16 protein-coding genes and 1 pseudogene are annotated in these 18,630 nt (G+C 65.4%); 3 read left to right on the plus strand and 14 right to left on the minus strand.

The window, feature by feature from the left end; genetic code table 11:
- Positions 1-206: 206 nt before the first annotated feature.
- Positions 207-2,834: a phosphoenolpyruvate carboxylase gene (gene ppc / locus ACY8GK_RS10890; protein ID WP_196177689.1), complete on the minus strand. Its 2,628-nt coding sequence runs from the start codon at positions 2,832-2,834 to the stop codon at positions 207-209.
- Positions 2,835-2,980: 146 nt separating this feature from the next.
- Between ppc and ACY8GK_RS10895 the strand changes: the two genes are divergently transcribed.
- From ACY8GK_RS10895 to ACY8GK_RS10905, 3 genes are all read left to right on the plus strand, one after another.
- Complete coding sequence (locus ACY8GK_RS10895) at positions 2,981-3,325, plus strand: pilin assembly protein (protein WP_196177691.1); 345 nt, start codon at positions 2,981-2,983, stop codon at positions 3,323-3,325.
- 274 nt (positions 3,326-3,599) lie between these two features.
- On the plus strand, positions 3,600-4,013 hold the full coding sequence (locus ACY8GK_RS10900) for a DUF4398 domain-containing protein (RefSeq protein ID WP_196177693.1): 414 nt from the start codon (positions 3,600-3,602) through the stop codon (positions 4,011-4,013).
- A 47-nt stretch (positions 4,014-4,060) separates the two neighbouring features.
- Positions 4,061-4,849, plus strand: a complete 789-nt coding sequence (locus tag ACY8GK_RS10905) for an OmpA family protein (protein WP_196177695.1) — start codon at positions 4,061-4,063, stop codon at positions 4,847-4,849.
- A gap of 121 nt (positions 4,850-4,970) precedes the next feature.
- On the opposite strand, the gene ACY8GK_RS10910 is transcribed toward ACY8GK_RS10905, so the two are convergent.
- The 13 genes and pseudogenes from ACY8GK_RS10910 to ACY8GK_RS10970 all read right to left on the minus strand — a co-directional run bounded on the left by ACY8GK_RS10910 (position 4,971) and on the right by ACY8GK_RS10970 (position 18,627).
- The gene (locus ACY8GK_RS10910) at positions 4,971-5,297 is read right to left on the minus strand and encodes a hypothetical protein (RefSeq protein WP_196177697.1); all 327 of its coding nucleotides are present in this window, start codon (positions 5,295-5,297) and stop codon (positions 4,971-4,973) included.
- Entirely contained in the window at positions 5,294-6,217 is a 924-nt protein-coding gene (locus tag ACY8GK_RS10915) for an alpha/beta hydrolase (RefSeq protein ID WP_196177699.1), read from the minus strand. The genes ACY8GK_RS10910 and ACY8GK_RS10915 overlap by 4 nt, the downstream gene beginning before the upstream one ends.
- Positions 6,189-7,466 carry a flavohemoglobin expression-modulating QEGLA motif protein gene (locus tag ACY8GK_RS10920; RefSeq protein WP_196177701.1) on the minus strand — a complete coding sequence of 426 codons (1,278 nt, stop codon included), beginning with the start codon at positions 7,464-7,466 and terminating at the stop codon, positions 6,189-6,191. The genes ACY8GK_RS10915 and ACY8GK_RS10920 overlap by 29 nt, the downstream gene beginning before the upstream one ends.
- Positions 7,467-7,490: 24 nt before the next feature.
- Positions 7,491-8,036 (minus strand): hypothetical protein, encoded by a 546-nt coding sequence (locus ACY8GK_RS10925; RefSeq protein ID WP_196177704.1) that lies wholly within the window; start codon positions 8,034-8,036, stop codon positions 7,491-7,493.
- A 30-nt stretch (positions 8,037-8,066) separates the two neighbouring features.
- Entirely contained in the window at positions 8,067-8,771 is a 705-nt protein-coding gene (locus ACY8GK_RS10930) for a TetR/AcrR family transcriptional regulator (RefSeq protein ID WP_196177881.1), read from the minus strand.
- A gap of 148 nt (positions 8,772-8,919) precedes the next feature.
- Positions 8,920-10,422 (minus strand): lysine--tRNA ligase, encoded by a 1,503-nt coding sequence (gene lysS, locus ACY8GK_RS10935; RefSeq protein ID WP_196177706.1) that lies wholly within the window; start codon positions 10,420-10,422, stop codon positions 8,920-8,922.
- Between the two features lie 135 nt (positions 10,423-10,557).
- Positions 10,558-11,653, minus strand: a protein-coding gene (prfB, locus tag ACY8GK_RS10940) for a peptide chain release factor 2 (RefSeq protein WP_462401268.1) whose coding sequence is annotated in 2 segments (ribosomal slippage) — positions 10,558-11,580 and positions 11,582-11,653 — 1,095 coding nt in all. Because the reading frame shifts where the segments join, the coding sequence is not laid out codon by codon here.
- Positions 11,654-11,851: 198 nt separating this feature from the next.
- Positions 11,852-12,856 (minus strand): annotated as a pseudogene (locus ACY8GK_RS10945) (diguanylate cyclase).
- A gap of 51 nt (positions 12,857-12,907) precedes the next feature.
- Complete coding sequence (gene cheB, locus ACY8GK_RS10950) at positions 12,908-13,921, minus strand: chemotaxis response regulator protein-glutamate methylesterase (RefSeq protein ID WP_196177711.1); 1,014 nt, start codon at positions 13,919-13,921, stop codon at positions 12,908-12,910.
- Complete coding sequence (locus ACY8GK_RS10955; RefSeq protein WP_462401269.1) at positions 13,918-16,200, minus strand: response regulator; 2,283 nt, start codon at positions 16,198-16,200, stop codon at positions 13,918-13,920. Before ACY8GK_RS10955 ends, cheB begins: the two co-directional genes overlap by 4 nt.
- Positions 16,197-16,859: a chemotaxis protein CheW gene (locus ACY8GK_RS10960; protein WP_196177715.1), complete on the minus strand. Its 663-nt coding sequence runs from the start codon at positions 16,857-16,859 to the stop codon at positions 16,197-16,199. The genes ACY8GK_RS10955 and ACY8GK_RS10960 overlap by 4 nt, the downstream gene beginning before the upstream one ends.
- Positions 16,856-18,109, minus strand: coding sequence for a CheR family methyltransferase (locus ACY8GK_RS10965; RefSeq protein WP_462401270.1), 1,254 nt, complete (start codon positions 18,107-18,109; stop codon positions 16,856-16,858). The genes ACY8GK_RS10960 and ACY8GK_RS10965 overlap by 4 nt, the downstream gene beginning before the upstream one ends.
- Positions 18,106-18,627 carry a chemotaxis protein CheW gene (locus ACY8GK_RS10970; RefSeq protein WP_196177719.1) on the minus strand — a complete coding sequence of 174 codons (522 nt, stop codon included), beginning with the start codon at positions 18,625-18,627 and terminating at the stop codon, positions 18,106-18,108. Before ACY8GK_RS10970 ends, ACY8GK_RS10965 begins: the two co-directional genes overlap by 4 nt.
- Positions 18,628-18,630: the final 3 nt, after the last annotated feature.

Genomic DNA, 18,630 nt, shown 5'->3' on the forward strand with positions numbered 1-18,630 from the left:
CCAACTCCGGATATACGGGTCATGGCCATGAATCGGCCAAAAGGCTGCTCAAGATACACAGCGCCCGTCAGCCAGACAAGCGTCCCAAAGTTGCAGGATTGCGCGACCTGGGGAGGTCGCGCAGGCGCGGCTCGAGCGGTGCGACCCGCTGCCGGACCGGTCTGCCAGCTGACGCTTGCGTTACCTCCCCGGTCATCGCGCAGGCCTCAGCCGGTATTGCGCAACCCGGCCGCGATCCCGGCGATGGTCACCAGCAAAGCCTGCTGCAGCGGGCTGTCCAGAGCGGCCTCGCCAGCCCGCGAGCGCGCCAGCAGTTCAGCTTGCAGACGATGCAGCGGGTCAAGGTAGGTGTTGCGCAGACGGATGAACTCCAAGGTCTCGGGGCTGTGCGCCAGCAGCACCGGTTGCCCGGTCAGGCGCAGCACCACCTGGCAGGACTGCGACAATAGGTCGCGTAGCTGTGCGCCCAACGCGCGTAGCTCAGGCTGCACCAGACGTTCGTCGTAGGCCTGGGCGATTTCGGCATCGGATTTGGCCAGGACCATCTCCAGCATGTCGATACGGGTGCGGAAGAACGGCCATCGTTCCCGCATTCGCGCCAGCAGCTCGCCTTGGCCGCGTGCCAGGGCATTGCCCAGGGCGCTCTCCCAGCCCAGCCAGGCCGGGAGCATCAGCCGCGTCTGGGTCCAGCCGAAGATCCAGGGTATCGCCCGCAGACTTTCGATGCCGCCGGCGCGGCGCTTGGCCGGGCGACTGCCCAGCGGCAGGCTGCCCAGCTCCTGTTCGGGGGTCGACTGGCGGAAATACTCGACGAAGTCGGGATGCTCGCGTACCACCTTGCGGTAGGCGCGCAGGCCATCTTCGGCGAGCTGGTCCATCAGCTCGCGCCAGGCTGGTTCCGGTGGTGGAGGCGGCTGCAGCGTGGCTTCCAGCACGGCGGCCAGGTAGAGGTCGAGGTTCTGCTCGGCGATTTGTGGCAGGCCGAACTTGAAACGGATCATCTCGCCCTGCTCGGTGGTACGCAGGCGCCCGGCCACCGATCCGGGTGGTTGCGAGAGGATCGCGGCATGGGCAGGTCCACCGCCCCGACCGACCGTGCCACCACGGCCGTGGAACAGCAACAGCGGGACCTGGTGTTCGCGGCAGATACGCACCAGTTGTTCCTGGGCGCGGTACTGGGCCCAGGCTGCCGCGGTGGTGCCGGCATCCTTGGCCGAGTCGGAATAGCCGATCATGACTTCCTGCGGCCCGGCCAGCGTTTCCCGGTATCCGGGCAAGTCGAGCAGACGCTGTACGACCGGCCCGGCGTTGTCCAGGTCGTTCAGCGTCTCGAACAACGGCACGACGCGCATCGGCCGGCGCAGTCCTGCTTCCTTGAGCAACAGTTGCACGGCCAGCACATCGGAGGCCGCGCCGGCCATGGAAATCACGTAGGAGCCCAGTGAGGCGGCCGGCGCGGCGGCGATTTCCCGGCAGGTAGCCAGCACCTCGGCGGTGTCGGCCTCGGGTTGGAAATGCGGCGGCAGCAGTGGACGGCGTCCCTCGAGTTCAGCCTGGAGAAAGCTGATGCGCCGCTCCTCGTCCCACTCGTCATAGCTGCCAAGCCCCAGATAGCGAGTGATCTCGGCCAGCGCGGCAGCATGTCGCGCAGCGTCCTGGCGCACATCCAGGCGCACCAGGAACAGCCCGAACGTCGTGGCCCGACGCAGGCAATCGAGCAAGGGCCCATCGGCGATCACGCCCATGCCACAGGCATGCAGCGACTCATGGCACAAGCGCAGCGGCGCGATCAGTTCCTGGTTGTCGACCAGCACGCCGACAGCCTGCGGCTGCGCGCCGGCCAGCGAAGCCTGGGCCCAGCTGCGGGTCGCCTGCAAACGCTCGCGCAGCTGCTTGAGCAGGTTGCGGTAGGGCTCCGGCCGGTCCCCCACCTGCTCGCGCAGGGCTGGGCTGGCCTGCTGCATCGACAGTTCAGCGGCCAGCTGATCGATGTCGCGCAAGAACAGGTCGGCTGCCATCCAACGCGCCAGCAGCAGCACCTCGCGGGTCACTGCCGCCGTCACGTTGGGATTGCCGTCGCGGTCCCCGCCCATCCAGGAAGCGAAGCGCACCGGTGCCGCGTCCAGCGGCAGATGGCGGCCGGTACGCTCGAACAGGTCGCGATCGACCTTGCGCAAATGGTTGGGCACGGCTTGCCACAACGAGTGCTCGATCACGGCGAAGCCCCACTTGGCTTCATCCACCGGCGTGGGCCGCTGGCGGCGGATTTCTTCGGTATGCCAGGCTTCGGCGATCAGCCGGTGCAGCCGCGCGCGCACCTGCTCGCGCTCGGCCGGGGTCAGGTCGCGATGATCCTGCGCTGCCAACTGCGCGGCGATCGCATCGTATTTCTGGATCAGTGTGCGTCGGGTCACTTCGGTAGGATGCGCGGTCAGCACCAGTTCGATCTGCAGTTGCGCCAGCTGCGTGGCCAGACTGTCCGGGGCGTGCCCGGCGTGCTGCAGGCGTGACAGCAGCTCGCCGAGCACACGCGCCTCGAATGGCGCCGGCTGGTCGGGATCACGCCGCCGGACCAGCTGGTACTGCTCAGCGATGTTGGCCAGGTTGAGGAACTGGTTGAAGGCCCGTGCCACCGGCAGCAGGTCCTGCTCGGGCAAATCGTTCAAGGTGTCGCGCAGCTGCTCCACCGCCCCGCTGCGATCAGCCTTGGCGCTGTGACGGATGGCTTCGATCTTCTGCAGCAATGCCTCGCCATGCTGCTGGCGAATGGTTTCGCCGAGCAGCTCGCCCAACAGATGCACATCCTCTCGCAAACGCAGATCGATATCGGTCATCAGGCTTCTCCACTCCAGGAACCCGCTCAGGCTTCAGATTGGCCCGTGCAGACGCGCCTTTCAAGGCGCAGGGCCAGGGCAAGGCAACTAAAGGCGCGCACGGATCGTCTCAAGCGTATCGATCAACCCATCTGCCAGAGGCCATCATGAAGATCCGCGAACTCGCAAGACATTGGGAAGAGGATGCCAAGGGCAAGCTGAGCCCGACCGGACATGTCCTGCACCTGGACCTCGAGTCCCAGGCGCGCCTGGCAGCCTTGGCCGAGATGTATCCCAGGCGCCGCGCCGAGGAGTTGCTGGGCGAACTGGTCGGCGCTGCCCTGGAAGAGCTCGAAGCCAGCTTCCCGTACGTCAAGGGCGACAAGGTGATCGCCACCGACGAGCAAGGTGATCCCTTGTACGAAGATGTCGGCCCGACCCCGCGGTTCCTTGCCCTTTCACGTCGTCATCTGCACGAGCTGAGCAGTACCGGCGAGGACGATCATCACTGAACCAGACACTTCGAAGTGCCTGTGGAAATTTCGGGAAATACCCTCCGAGGGCCTGAAAGTTCCTGGTCCAACTCACTGACCGATTAGTCAGAAAAAAATAATTTTAGCGTGCAAATTTATCTGAACTATTCAAAAAACGACCCGGTCACAGCCAATAGCCATCACGGTAAAACCCTGCAACCACGGGCGGTCCGCGGCATTCGAGCCGAGCCTGTAATGGCAGGGAGACACCGATGGACTACTACGGACATCGTCGTTCATCAGGAGTGTTCCAATGGAGTTGACCACCATGAAGACCCGCACCGCGAAAACTTCGACCACTCACCTGCGCGGGGTCAAGCTGGCCGCGTTGGCCCTTGGCAGCAGCCTGCTGCTGGCCGGCTGCGCCGGCAACCCGCCCACCGAGCAGTACGCCGTCACCGAGTCGGCGGTCAACTCGGCAGTGAGCGCAGGCGGCACCGAGTTCGCAGCCGTTGAAATGAAAGCGGCACAGGACAAGTTCAAGCAGGCCGAAATCGCCATGCATGACAAGAAGTACGATGAGGCCAAGCGCCTGGCCGAGCAGGCCGAGTGGGACGCCCGTGTCGCCGAGCGCAAGGCCCAGGCCGCCAAGGCGCAGAAGGCCGTGCAGGACGCTCGCCAGGGTGTGAATGAGCTGCGTGAGGAAGGCCTGCGCAGCGCTCAGTAAGCCCGCCGCCGACCCGTGCAATCGTTATCGATAAAGGATGAATCACTATGCGTAAACATGTCATGATCCCCGCCCTGCTGGCCCTGAGCGTCGGTCTGGCTGCCTGTTCCCACCAGCCGAATCCGAACCTGGAGTCGGCCCGTACCAATTTCTCGGCGCTGCAGAGCGATCCTCAGGCCAGCAAGGTGGCAGCCCTCGAAACCAAGGATGCACAGGACTGGCTGAACAAGGCTGACAAGGCCTACATGGACCGCGAGGATGAGAAGAAGGTCGACCAGCTTGCCTATCTGACCAACCAGCGCGTCGAAGTGGCCAAGCAGACCATCGCCCTGCGCACCGCCGAAGGCGAACTGAAGAACGCCGCCGCCCAGCGCGCCCAGGCCCGCCTGGATGCCCGCGATGCGCAGATCAAGAAGCTTCAGGAAAGCATGAACGCCAAGCAGACCGAGCGCGGCACCCTGGTCACCTTCGGCGACGTGCTGTTCGACTTCAACAAGTCCGAACTCAAGAGCAGCGCCTTCCCGAACATCACCAAGCTGGCCCAGTTCCTCCAGGAAAACCCTGAGCGCAAGGTGATCGTCGAAGGCTACACCGACAGCGTCGGCTCGGCCTCCTACAACCAGAGCCTGTCCGAGCGTCGCGCCAACAGCGTGCGCATGGCACTGGTGCGGGCCGGTGTGGACCCGGCCCGCGTCGTAGCACAAGGCTATGGCAAGGAATACCCCGTAGCCGACAACGCCACCAATACCGGGCGCGCGCAGAACCGTCGCGTGGAGGTGACCATCTCCAACGACAACCAGCCGGTGCAGCCACGTTCGGCCAGCCAGACCCACTAAGTCTGCCGTGCTGATCGCAACCCCGCCTTCGTGGCGGGGTTTTCCGTTCTGGGGTTCGCGTCAGCCATGCGTGCCGGATCGCTTTGACACAGCGCCTTGGCTGGTTCGCCTCAGCGATGCTTCACTGCGTCGAACGCGGCACTGCCTCTCCCAGGCAGCGGATGGCTCGCTTGCGTTCGTCCACCAGCACTCCGCTCAAGCCCTTCTGGCGCAGGTCGAACAGCACCAGCACGCCATCGATGCAGCGCGCCTGCTGTGGCGCCGGCTCCAGGGACAGCTTGTAGTCCACCCCAGGGACGCTCTTGAGCAGAGTGAAGTCAGCCAGCAACAGGGCGTCTTGCGGCTTGGCGAAATGCACGTAGCCGTAGTACCAGAGCGCCGCCACCGTGGCGACGATGCTGCCGATCCCGGTCAGGACCAGGGGGATGGCGTTACGCTCGCAGGTCATGGTCGATCGTCCTGGGCAGGGTAGTTCGGCATTTCGGCCAGGCGACGCAGACCATTGAAATGTCCAGGATCATCGAGGAAGCGCAACATGACCTGGCGCCAGGTCGGATCGGCAAAGGTCTGCACATGATTGCCGCGGGTCAGTTGCAGAACCCGTGGCGGCGGTGCGTGGCGGTACAGTTGGAGCCCGTTGTCCAGTGGTACCAGCGCATCGTCGATGCTGTGGAAGAACAGCTTGGGCGGGGTGTCCAGGCGTTCGATCGAGCGGATCGCGCTGTCGCCGTCTGGCACCAGCAGCGACAGTGGAACCTGCAATGGCCAGGTCAGCCAGGCGGTGCCCAGGGCGAAGCGCCCGACCTGACGATAGCTGGCCGGGACCCCGTCGAAGACCAGCGCATCGAAGCGCTTGCGTTGTTCGGGATGAGCGGCCAGGTAATGGATCGCCAGCGCTCCGCCAAGGCTCTGGCCCAGCAGCACCCGCGGCCTGCCTTGGACCTGCGGCGCCTCGTCCAGCCAATCCATGGCCGCCTCGATATCCAGATACACCTGTGGCAGCCCTGGCTTGCCTTCGGAAAGTCCATAGCCGCGGTAATCGAGCATCAGCACCTGGTAGCCCTGCTCGGGCAGCCAGTAGCTGGCGCCGAGGTGCCAGGCCATGTTGCCACCGTTGCCGTGCAGGTGCAGGACCGTACCTTTGACCTCGACACCGGGCTTGGCGGGCAGCCACCAGGCGTGCAGGCGGGTACCGTCCGAAGCGGTCAAGGCCAGTTCGTGGAATGCCAGCCTGGCGCGTTCGGGCGTGAACGGCTGACCAGGCTCGGGATAGAACAGTACGCTGCTGCAGCCGGCCAGCACCGTCAGGGCCAGTCCGGCCAGCAGGCCACGCAGCCTTTCAGAGAATGTTCGAATAGTCCGCTTCAATGCGATCCAGGCTCAGGTGATTGAGGAAGTTGGAGAAGCACATCCAGGCCGAAAGCGCGCTCAGGTCGCGGAACTGCTCCGGCAGGTAGCGGGGCGGCTCGACCAGCCCTTCATCGACCAGTTGACGCAGGGTTCGCATGTCTTCCAGGGTGGTCTTGCCACAGAACAGCAGCGGGATCTGTTCGAGCTTGCCTTTCTTGACCGCCAGCTGGATGTAGTTGTAGACCATGATGAAGCCCTTGAGATAGGACAGGTCCTTGGTGAACGGCAAGCCGTCCGGCACCGAACCGCGGAATACCCGGCTGGCATGGGTGTAGCTTTCGGAGAGTTCGAAGCCCTGCTCGCGGAAGAAGTCATAGACCTGCATGAAGTCCGCGCCTTCCTCGACCATGTGGATGGCCCGGGTACGATTGGTCAGCTTGCGCAGGCGGCTGGGGTAGGAGGCGAAGGCGATCACTTCCATCAGGATCGCCAGGCCCTCCTGGGTGACTGTCGAGGAAGGCGGGCCCTTGGACAGGAAGGTGCAGATCGGCTGGCTCAGACCGTTGAGCGTGGTGCCCACGTGCACCAGCCCTTCGTGCACCTCCAGCGCGCGGACATCACGACTGTTGAACATGGCGTCGGCGCGGACCTTGATATAGTCGGCACCTGCGGCAGCGTCGGCGACGATGCCATCGGACTCGAACACGCGAATGGTTTCCTCGGCCTCGCCGAACACCTTGTTCAGGCGGCCCTGCAAGATCTGCACCGCCTCCTTGGCGCTCAGGTTCTTCGGCTCGTCCTTGAGGTCGCCACGGCCGTCGATATTGTCCAGGTAATCCGACAGCATCAGCCCCAGGTCAGCCAATGTCGGGTCGCCGGCATGGAAGGCATCGGAGGCGGCGCCATACAGCTCCTGCGAAATGAGCCCGAAATCGTCGGTACCACGTGCCTCGAGCATGCGCACCACCATGCGGTATTCCTTGCACATCCGGCGCATGATCTGGCCGACCGGGCTGAACTGCCCCAGCTGCCGGGTGATGTCGCGCTCGATGCCCTGGAACTCGGACTTCACCGCACCGGCGTCGAACGACAGCGGCCGGGACCGATAGTAGTCCCGATCCACGGCAGGCGCCTGGCGGCCCTTGCCGTCAAGGAAACCCTGGCGAATGCTGTCGTCCCACTTCACCGCATCGAGCACCCGGATCGGGGTCTGCGCCGCGACGATCCGGTCGGACAACGCTCGTATGGTCTGCTGATACTCGTCCACCCCACACTCCTTCAGTCGGGTCGCTTAGCGATGCACGCGCTGGAAGCGCGCCACCTCGATGAACAGGTCGGAATTTGCCGGATCGTCCAGGTAGGCCAGGACGCGTTCCGGCGGGCTGTCGACCAGCACGCCCTGGCCCTGCTCGCCGGGCTGGACGCGGCTGCGCCCGCTCAGCTCCCCGGCTTGCAAGGCCTGGCGAACCTGCTCGGCATCCAGGTCATAGACCACCAGATCACCGTCTTCGAGTATTTCGAAGCCTGCGATCAGGAAGTTTCCACCCAGGTGCTGCGGTGCTCTACCGGAGGCGTACCAGCGACTGCCATGGCGCAGCACGGTGAAGGCATGGCTCCGGGGCTGCTGGCCGGGGCTGCGAGCAACTGCCTCGTAGCCCCCTTGCGCGCCTGGGCTGATGACCAGCGTCAGCGAATCGCCCCAGGCGTCCTTGCTGCGCCACTGGCCGAGCAAGGCTTGCGGCGCCTGCCGGGTGGCCGGCAAGGGCGTCTCGAAGCTGACCAGGCAGCCGCCTAGCAACAGGAAGGACAAGCTCAACAGCACACGCCAGGCATTCATCCGATTCTCCTCGAGCGGGTCGGCCGCGCCTCACGCCGAGGCCAGCACCAGGTGCAGGTATCGGGAAAGGATAGCGAGTGTCTGCCCATCGTCCTGTGCATCGGCACTGGCGAGCAGGCCCTGATATTCCATCTGCTCGATGATGGCCGTCAACACCAGCGCATCCTGTTCCGGTTGCCGCGAACCAACCACCTGAAGCATTTGCCGGGCCCCATGCAGGAGAATCTGCTCATGCGCCTGCACCAGTTCGGCCAGCCGTGGGCAGAGCAGGGCCTCCTGGCGGAAAGCCTGTTCGGCCAGCAGAAAGTCGCGACGGGTCTGCAACTGTCGGGTGACATAGTCGGCGGTCATGCGCGCCACCTCATCGGCCAGTGTCGCGCGCCAGCGCGGGCTGCCATCGCCCTGGGACAACAACTGGCGCAGCACGATCTCGGTGTTGCTCCAGAGCTTGGCCATGTAGGCGGCACTGCGTTCCACATACTGGGCGAAAGCATCGGTGAGCAGGTCCTCGATGTCCTTGAAGTAGTAGGTGGTAGCCGACAGCGGAACCCCGGCTTCGGCCGCCACGGCGCGATGGCGCACGCCCCGCACGCCATCGCGCACGACGATGCGCATGGCGGCATCGAGGATCTGCTGGCGTCGTTGCTCGCTGCCCCGGCGACTGGTCTTGCGCCCCTGGTACTGGACGCTTTCGGCGACGGCCGTGGCGATGCCGGCGGCGCCCTGCTGGACGATGGCGGATGTCACTTGCGCAAACCTCTTGGCTCATGGCGTGTCATGGCGAAGCGAAGTCGATCACCAGCCAGGGTGTGCGGACACGCCTGGCTGGGCAGTCGAACCGACATGGAAAAAAGCCGCCTCGCGGGCGGCTTTTTCAAACGGCTCAGGCCTGCGGACGCATGTGCGGGAACAGGATCACGTCGCGGATCGAAGGCGAATTGGTCAGCAGCATCACCAGGCGATCGATGCCGATGCCTTCACCAGCGGTCGGCGGCATGCCGTACTCCAGGGCCCGGACGAAATCGGCATCGTAGTGCATGGCCTCATCGTCGCCCGCGTCCTTCTCGGCCACCTGGGCCAGGAAGCGTTCGGCCTGGTCCTCGGCATCGTTGAGCTCGGAATAGGCGTTGGCGATTTCGCGACCACCGATGAACAGCTCGAAGCGATCGGTGACATTGGGGTTCTGGTCGTTGCGACGGGCCAGCGGCGATACCTCGAAGGGGTACTCGGTGATGAAGTGCGGCTGCTCCAGCTTGTGCTCGACCAGCTCCTCGAAGATCATCACCTGCAGCTTGCCCAACCCTTCGTGGCCAAGCACCTTGGCCCCAGCGCCCTTGGCGATCTCGCGGGCCTTGTCCAGGTCCTGCAGGTCGGCGGCGCTGATCTGGGGGTTGTACTTGAGGATCGAATCGAACACCGACAGACGAGCGAACGGCTCGCCGAAATGGAACACCTTGTCGCCGTACGGCACATCGGTACTGCCCAGCACCAGTTGCGCCAGCTCGCGGAACAGTTCCTCGGTGAGGTCCATGTTGTCCTTGTAGTCGGCATAGGCCTGGTAGAACTCGAGCATGGTGAACTCGGGGTTGTGCCGGGTCGAGACGCCTTCGTTGCGGAAGTTGCGGTTGATCTCGAAGACCTTCTCGAAGCCACCCACGACCAGGCGCTTGAGGTACAGCTCCGGCGCGATGCGCAGGAACATCGGCATGTCCAGGGCATTGTGGTGGGTCTCGAACGGCTTGGCCGCCGCGCCGCCGGGAATGGTCTGCAGCATCGGCGTCTCGACCTCGAGGAAGTCGCGCTTGGCCAGGAAACCGCGGATGTGCGCGATCACCTGCGAGCGGACACGGAAAGTCTCGCGGGTTTCCTCGTTGACGATCAGGTCGACATAGCGCTGGCGGTAGCGCTGCTCGGTATCGGTCAGGCCGTGGTGCTTGTCCGGCAGCGGGCGCAGCGACTTGGTCAGCAGGCGCACGCGAGTCATCTCGACGTACAGGTCGCCCTTGCCCGAACGGGCCAGCGTACCCTCTGCACTGATGATGTCGCCCAGGTCCCAGGTCTTGACCGCGGCCAGGGTTTCTTCCGGCAGGGTCTTGCGGTTGACGTAGACCTGGATCCGTCCGGTCATGTCCTGGATGACCATGAACGAACCGCGGTTGAGCATGATCCGACCGGCGACCTTGACCGGGATCGCAGCAGCTTCCAGCTCTTCCTTGGTCTTGTCGGCGTACTGCTTCTGCAGGTCGTTGCAGTAGCTGTCGCGACGGAAGTCGTTGGGGAAGGCCTGGCCCTTGGCGCGCTCGGCGGCGAGCTTTTCCTTGCGCAAGGCGATGAGGGCGTTTTCTTCCTGTTGCAGGTCCTGCGGTTCGCTGTTGAGGTCGCTCATGTCGTCAATCTTTCCATCTGGGTTCGTTGTCCTCCTGCACGAAGGAGGAAGCCCGTGCGCAGGCGCGCGCGGGTTCGGCTTGTTTACCGGTATCGTGGCCGCCCCGCCCTGCCCTTGCACGGCCGGGACGCACGATCACAGGCCCTGCTTGAGGCTGGCTTCCAGGTATTCGTCGAGGTCGCCGTCGAGTACCTTGTCGCAGTCGCTGCGCTCGACGCCTGTACGCAGGTCCTTGATCCGCGACGCATCGAGCACGTAGGAACGGATCTGATGCCCCCAGCCGATGTCGGACTTGCTGTCCTCCAGGGCCTGGGAAGCGGCGGTACGCTTCTGCATTTCCTGCTCGTACAACTTGGCCCGCAGCATCTTCATGGCGGTGTCCTTGTTGGCATGCTGGGAACGCTCGTTCTGGCAGCTGACCACGGTATTGGTCGGCACATGGGTGATCCGTACCGCCGAGTCGGTGGTGTTGACGTGCTGGCCACCGGCGCCGGACGAGCGGTAGGTGTCGATCCGCAGGTCGGCCGGATTGATCTCGATCTCGACCTTGTCATCGATCTCGGGCGACACGAAGACCGCCGAGAACGAGGTGTGGCGACGGTTGCCGGAGTCGAACGGGCTCTTGCGCACCAGGCGATGCACACCGATCTCGGTACGTAGCCAGCCGAATGCGTATTCGCCCTTGACGTGTACGGTCGCGCCCTTGATGCCGGCCACCTCGCCTTCGGACAGCTCCATGATGGTGGTGTCGAAGCCACGCTTGTCGGCCCAGCGCAGGTACATGCGCAGGAGGATGTTGGCCCAGTCCTGCGCCTCGGTGCCACCGGAACCGGCCTGGATGTCCAGGTAGGCGTTGTTCATGTCCATCTCGCCACCGAACATGCGGCGGAACTCGAGCTGGGCCAGGGATTGCTCCAGGCTGCGCAGCTCGGCCTCGACATCGGCGACGGTAGCTTCGTCATCTTCCTCGACGGCCATGTCCAGCAGGTCGCGACAATCGGCAAGGCCAGCGGCCAGCTTGTCCAGGGTTTCCACGATCTGCGCCAGGGTGGCGCGCTCGCGACCCAGCTCCTGGGCGTATTCGGGCTTGTTCCAGACGCTCGGGTCTTCCAGCTCGCGATTGACTTCGATCAGGCGGTCATGCTTGAGATCGTAGTCAAAGATACCCCCGAATCGAATCGGAACGTTCGGACAGGTCCTTGATGGTGTTCAGGATCGGGTTGATTTCCATGGCGGGCGGCTCTCGTCGGTATTCTGTGAAAAGCCGAAGAGTATACCTCAAGGTCGACGGCGGGCGGCAAGCGGCGCGGGGGCGCAGCGACAAGCTGCAGCCGCAAGCCGCAAGCCGCAAGCTACGAGCAAGAGCCAGACGCGAGCGATGCCGATCCGCTTCTGCTTGTGGCTTGCGGCTGATACCTGGCGGCTGCCGTCAGGCCACGCACACCTGGTTGCGACCGCCATGCTTGGCCAGGTAGAGCCCCTTGTCGGCCGCCGAGATCAATTGTCGGCAGTGGCTGCCAATGGCCGGGGTCTGGGTGGCCAGACCGATGCTCACGGTCAACCGGGCGTCGGCCTGCGGCGAGGTGTGCGGGATGTTCAGCGCCAGCACGGTCTGGCGCAGCTTCTCGGCCACCAGGCGGGCGCCGCCGGGCGAGGTATTGGGCAGGACCAGGGCGAACTCCTCGCCACCATAGCGCGCCGGCAGGTCGCTGGGACGGGCGCACGAGCCGCGAATGGCCTCGGCGACCTTGCGCAGGGCTTCATCGCCGGCCAGGTGGCCAAAGGTGTCGTTGAAGACCTTGAAGTAGTCGACGTCGATCATCAACAGCGACAGCTGGTTCTGCTCGCGCATGGCGCGCCGCCACTCGAGCTCGAGGTATTCGTCGAAGTGGCGCCGGTTCGACAGCCCAGTCAGGCCATCGGAATTCATCAGCCGCTGCAGCACCAGGTTGGTGTCGAGCAACTGCTGCTGGCTCACCCGCAGGGCACGGTAGGCCTCGTCACGCTGTAGCAAGGTCAGGTAGGACCTGGAGTGATAGCGGATACGCGCCACCAACTCGATGGTATCGGGCAACTTCACCAGGTAGTCGTTGGCACCGGCGGCGAAGGCCGCGCTCTTGACCAGCGGCTCTTCCTTGGTCGACAGCACGATGATCGGGATGTCCTGGGTGGCTGGGTGGTCGCGATACGCGCGTACCAGGCTCAGGCCATCGAGCCCGGGCATGATCAGATCCTGGAGAATCACCGTGGGCTTGATACGGATCGCCTGCTCCAGCGCCTGGTGCGGGTCGGCGCAGAAGTGGAAGTCGAGGTTCCGCTCCTGAGCCAGGCCTCTTCTCACCGCCTCGCCGATCATGGCCTAGTCGTCGACCAGCAGGACCATCGCCAGGTTTTCCCTGGCGGCTGCGAAGCCGCCGCTTGGAAGGTCATTCATGCATGTTCACCAGGTCGTCAGCATGGGCAAGGCGTCGTTCGTTACAGTATTTCATTTGGCAAAGAGTTCCAGCAAACGTTGGGCGATGCGTTCCAGGGGGCGGATCTCCACCGCGGCGTCGATGGCCGCGGCAGCCTTGGGCATGCCATAGACCGCACTGCTGTGCTGGTCCTGGGCGATGGTCGGGAAGCCTCGCTGGCGCATCAGCTTCAGGCCCTGGGCGCCGTCGCGTCCCATCCCGGTGAGCAGCACCCCTGCCGCGGCACCGTTCCAGTGACGCGCCACGCTCTCGAAGAACACATCGATCGATGGCCGGTAGATTTCGTTTACCGGGTCCGCGGTATAAGCCAGCTGGCCGTTGTCCAGCAGGCGGATATGGTGGTTGGTGCCGGCCAGCAGGACCTGGCCAGGCTGTGGTGGCTCGCCCTCGCGCGCCAGGCGCACCGGCAGCCCGGAAACGCTGGCCAGCCAGTCGGCCATGCCAGCGGCGAAGACCTGGTCGACATGCTGTACCAGCACGATGGCGGCCGGGAAGTCCCTGGGCAGCTCCTTGAGCAGTATCTCCAGGGCAGCCGGCCCACCTGCCGAGGCGCCGATGGCTACCAGGGCGCGCCGCTGCGACATGTCCCGGGGGATGGCAGCCAGGCTGCGTTGCGCGCCGCTGCGCTGCTGGCCGATCAGCCAGCCGATGTTGAGGATCTTGCGCAGCAGCGGCGCGGCCGCTTCGCGCGGATCGCCACCGCCCAGCGCGGGCGTGTCGACCACGTCCAGGGCGCCATGCCCCATCGCCTCGAAGACCCGGTGCACGTTCTGCCTGCGGTCGACCGTGACGATGACGATGGCGCAAGGCGTGCTGGCCATGATCTGCCGCGTCGCCTCGATACCATCCATCACCGGCATGATCAGGTCCATCAGGATCAGATCCGGGGTCTGTTCGGCGCAGCGGCGCACCGCTTCGGCACCATCGCTGGCAACCCATGCCACCTGATGTTCCGGCTCGAAGGCCAGGGCGCGCCGCAAGGCTTCCACGGCCATGGGCATGTCATTGACGATAGCGATCTTCATCCTTGCGCTTCTCCGATCAATTCGACCACCGCATCCAGCAACGCATCGTCGTGGAAACTGGCCTTGGCCAAATAATAGTCGGCGCCTGCATCCAGGCCACGTTGGCGGTCTTGCTCACGATCCTTGTAGGACACCACCATCACGGGCAGCGAATGCAGGCGTTGGTCGCGGCGCACCAGGCTCACCAGTTCGATGCCATCCATGCGTGGCATGTCGATATCGGTGATCAGCAGGTCGAAGGTTTCGCCACGCAAGGCGTTCCAGCCGTCCATGCCGTCCACCGCCACGGCGACCTCGTAGCCGCGGTGTGCGAGCAGCTTGCGTTGCAGCTCGCGCACGGTCAGCGAGTCGTCGACCACCAGGATACGCTTGCGCGGCAGGTCACGACCGGCTCCGCCGCGCGGCTCGATCCGCTCCAGGCGTCCCGTGCCCAGCAGCTTGTCGACCGAGCGCAACAGGTCCTCGACATCGATGATCAGCACCACCGTACCGTCGTCGAGCACGGCGCCAGCAGAAATATCCTGGACTTTTCCCAGGCGCGGGTCGAGCGGCATCACCACCAGTACCCGCTCCCCGACCAGCCGCTCCACTGCCACGCCGTACAGCCGCTCGTGTTCGCGGATCACCACCACCGGCACATGTTCGGCATGACCCTGCTCGCTCGGCCGGCCAAGCAGCTGGCTGGCCGCCACCAGGCCGACCGGTTGCCCCTCGTACCAGAACTGCTGACGCCCTTCGACCTGGACGACGGCCTCGGCCGGCAGGTCCAGGGCGTGCTCGATGAGCGCCAGGGGAAACGCATAGGCTTCGCCTGCGACCTCGACCACCAGGCTGCGCACTACCGACAGGGTCAATGGCACGGTGATCTGGAAGCAGCAGCCCTGGCCTGCCACCTGGGTCAACTCCAGGCTGCCTCGCAGCTCGCGTACCAGGTGCTGCACGGCGTCCAGCCCGACTCCCCGACCTGACACCTCGGTGACTTCATCGCGCAGGCTGAAGCCAGGCAGGAACAGGAAACTCAACAGTTCCTGCTCGCTCATGCCGGCCACTGCCTCGGCCGTCGACAAGGCCCTGGAAACGATACTGCGACGCACGCGCTCCAGGTCGATGCCAGCCCCATCGTCGCGCACCTGCACCACCAGCAGCCCAGCCTGGTGCAAGGCGCGCAGGCGAATCACGCCTTCCTCGGACTTGCCAGCGCGCAGGCGCCGCTCGGACGTTTCCAGGCCATGATCGACCGCATTGCGCAGCAAATGGATCAGCGGCGTCTCGAGCTTCTCCAGCACGTCACGATCGACCTGGGTCTTTTCCCCTTCGACCACCAGCCGGGCCTGCTTGCCAAGGGAACGGCCAAGATCCCTGACCATTCGCCCCTGGCCCGCCAGCACATCGGCGAACGGGCGCATGCGGCAGGCCAGGGCCGTATCGTAGAGCAGCTGGGCACGCTGGCCGGCCTTCCAGGCATGGTCGTCGATCTCGGCCATCTGCTGTTGCAGGAGCTGCTGGGCCTCGTTCAGCAGTCGCTGGGTCTGGGCCAGGCGCTCGAGCACCTCGGCCTCCTGCCGGCCGCTTTCCAGCTCCTCGCGCAGGCCGTCGAGCGCGCGCAGGCTCTGGCCCTGCATGCGCTTGAGCCGCTGCAGGGCCGCCAGCAACGGCTTGAACCGCTGCGTCTCGACCAGCGACTTGCTGGAAAGGTCCAGCAGACCATTGAGCCGCTCCGCCGTCACTCGCAGAACCCGCTCGCTGCTTTCGATGGCGCGCGTCTTGCTGATGGCCTGCTCCAACCCTGGCGGTGACGCTGGCTCGAGGTCGACCGGGACAGACCGCCCCTGCGGCTCCGGCAGGCCAGGTGTGCCGCTGTCTGCCAGGTCGCTGGCAACTGCCGATCCGGGCACCCCCAGCAAGCTGGTCATGCGCGCCACGAACTCGGGCACTTGCGCCTGCGCGCTGCCGTTGTCCGCTGCAGCGATGCGGGTCAGCAGATCGGTGCCCAGCAACAGCAGGTCGATATGCTCGGCCCGCAGACGCAGGCGTTTTTCCTGCGCGGCGACCAGACAGTCTTCCATGACATGGGCGACCCCCACCCCGGCGTCGATCCCGACGATACGCGCCGCTCCCTTGAGCGAATGGGCAGCGCGCATGCAGGCTTCGAGCTGGTCGGCCTGGGTAGGGTCGCGCTCGAGCGCCAGCAGCCCGGCGTTGAGCACCTGGGCCTGGGCTTCGGCCTCCAGGCCGAACAGCTCCAGCAGCGAGGCATCACGCATCTGCTCGGGCGTCATGACAGGCTCCGGTGCACGGCGGCCAACAACTGCTGCTCGTCCAGTAAGCGCACGCTGCGTCCTCGCCATTGCAGTAATGCCGCAGTGAACGGCGCGACCTGGCGCGTGTCGGGCACGGGGGTCGCGGCCAGGCGATGGATACCGTCGATCTCGTCCACGGGCATGGCGACCATTCCTCCTGGCGCCGAAAGGATCATCATGCGTGGCATGGCTCTGGAACCTGTTGCAGGACCTGCCTGCACCTCCACTTGCAGCAAGTGCGCCAGGCAAAGGCATGGCACCAGCGCACCGCGCACATTGACCACCCCTCGCAGGGCCTGCGACCGCTGGTGCGGCAGCGAATGCACCGGCTGCAGTGGCAGGATCTGCGCCAGGCAGGCGGTAGCCAAGGCCAGCCACTCCTCGCCAAGGCGCAAGAGCAGCATGGCGCGCCCGACGGTGTCATCGCGCGGAACGGGCGCGGTATCCTGCGGCGCCTGAAACAGCGCATAGCGATCCAGCAAGCGCGTGGCCGCCGCCGCGTAGACCTCGCAGTTGCGGCAATGGACATGCCGCTCGAGCAAGGGGCATGTCTTGCTGCCGTGGATCCCGATGCGGTTCCAGCAGTCATCGATCCTGTCACCGTTCTCGACCAGTACCTGCAACCGTTCCTCGCTCATTGCCCGGGCTCCTTGTTGGTGCGCGCCGCGCGCGCCAGCAGTCGCTGCGCCGCGGCTTCGTCACCCTCTGCGGCCAATAGCGCGGCCAGCTGCAGCAGTGCGTCGGTATGCTGCGGCTCCAGATAGAGTGCCTTGCGGTAATGGCTCTGGGCCTGGCGGCTGTCGCCGGCCGTATCGCTGAGCAAGCCGAGCCAGTAGAACACCTGGGCACGCGGCATGAATTGCCGCAAATAGCGCTCGCAGCTGCGCCTGGCCTGGACACTGTCGCCTGCGTTGGCCTGTGCGCTGATCTGCGCGAGCAGCTCCGCCTCGCTGTCGCGCCGCAGGGGTACGGGCGCTGGCGCTGGGGCTGGACGCATCGGTCGCCCAGGCATGGCGCAGGACCGAGGGTTCGGCATGGCGAACGCTGGCCGGGAAACCGCGCGCGAGGTCCTGCCAGGGATGGCGCCAGCCTGCTCGGGCTGGCGGCCGTAGGCGAAGGCCTGGGCGATGCCCAGCGGTCGCATGCCCATGCGTGTCAACAGGCCGCCTTCGGCTGGACCGATGAACAGCACGCCTTGGGGGTGGGTCACCAGCTTGAGCACCTCGAAGGCACGCTGCTGCGTAGGCACGTCGAAATAGATCAACAGGTTGCGGCAGAACACGAAGTCGTACCGCGCGGCGCGCGCGCGCAAGGCAGGGTCCAGCACGTTGCCGACCTCGAAATCGATCTGTCGCCGCACCCGCTGGTCGAGACAGTGGCCTTCGACAGTGGCGTGGAAATGCCGGTCGCGAAACGACAGCGCACTGCCACGGAATGCATTGCGCCCGTAGACCCCGCGCTCGGCGCGGGCAATGGAAGCAGGACTGATATCGATGGCCTCGACCCGAAAATCCGCCGCAGCCAGGCCGGCATCGAGCAAGGCCATGGCAATCGAGCCGGGCTCCTCCCCGGTCGAGCACGGCAGGCTGAGGATGCGCAGCGGTCTGTTGCCGGCAAGCGCCGGCAGGCGCGCGCGAGCCAGCCCGACCAAGGCGGCGAAGGACTCCGGATAGCGGAAGAACCAGGTTTCCGGGACGATCACTGCCTCGATCAGGGCTTGCTGCTCGCCCTCGAGGTGCTGCAGACGCAGCCAGTAGTCGTCCAGGTTGCTGGCACCGAGGGCAGCGCAGCGCTGGCGCAGCGCCCGCTCGACCATGGATACGCCGACCGATGCCACGTCAAGGCCGATGCGCTCATGCAGGAAGTGAAAGAACCTTTGTTCGCTCATGCACCCACCTGGGCCGGCTCGCCTGGGAACAACAGCCGGCGCACGTCGTCAGGCAGCAGGTCGTCGACGCCGATACGCTGGACCAGGCCCTGTGCATCCTGGCGCACCGGCCCCAGATAAGGTGCCTGGCCGTTGTCCAGCCCGTAGGCAAGGAACTCGTCCGGCTGGCAACGCAGGGTCTCGGTGGCATGCTCGAGCAGCAGCCCCAGGGGCCTGGCCGGGGCCTGGCCGCCGGGCCGATAGCCAACCAGTACCAACCGTGTGCTGGTACGCATCACGGCCGCCTGGCCACACATGCGCAGCGAGAGGTCGAGCACCGGCACCAGCACGCCCCGATGGGCCATGATCCCGGCGACCCAGCGCGGGGTCTCGGCGATGGGCTTGAGCGGGCAGCGTGGCAAGATTTCGAGCACTTCGTGCGCATCCAGGGCGAAGCGCTGACCAGCCAGCTGGAACTGCAAATACAGCTTGCCTTTGGCATGCGTCCGTGGCGGGCGTGGGGACTGAGGGACGATCATGCG

The organism is Pseudomonas sp. Marseille-QA0332, assembly GCF_054950175.1.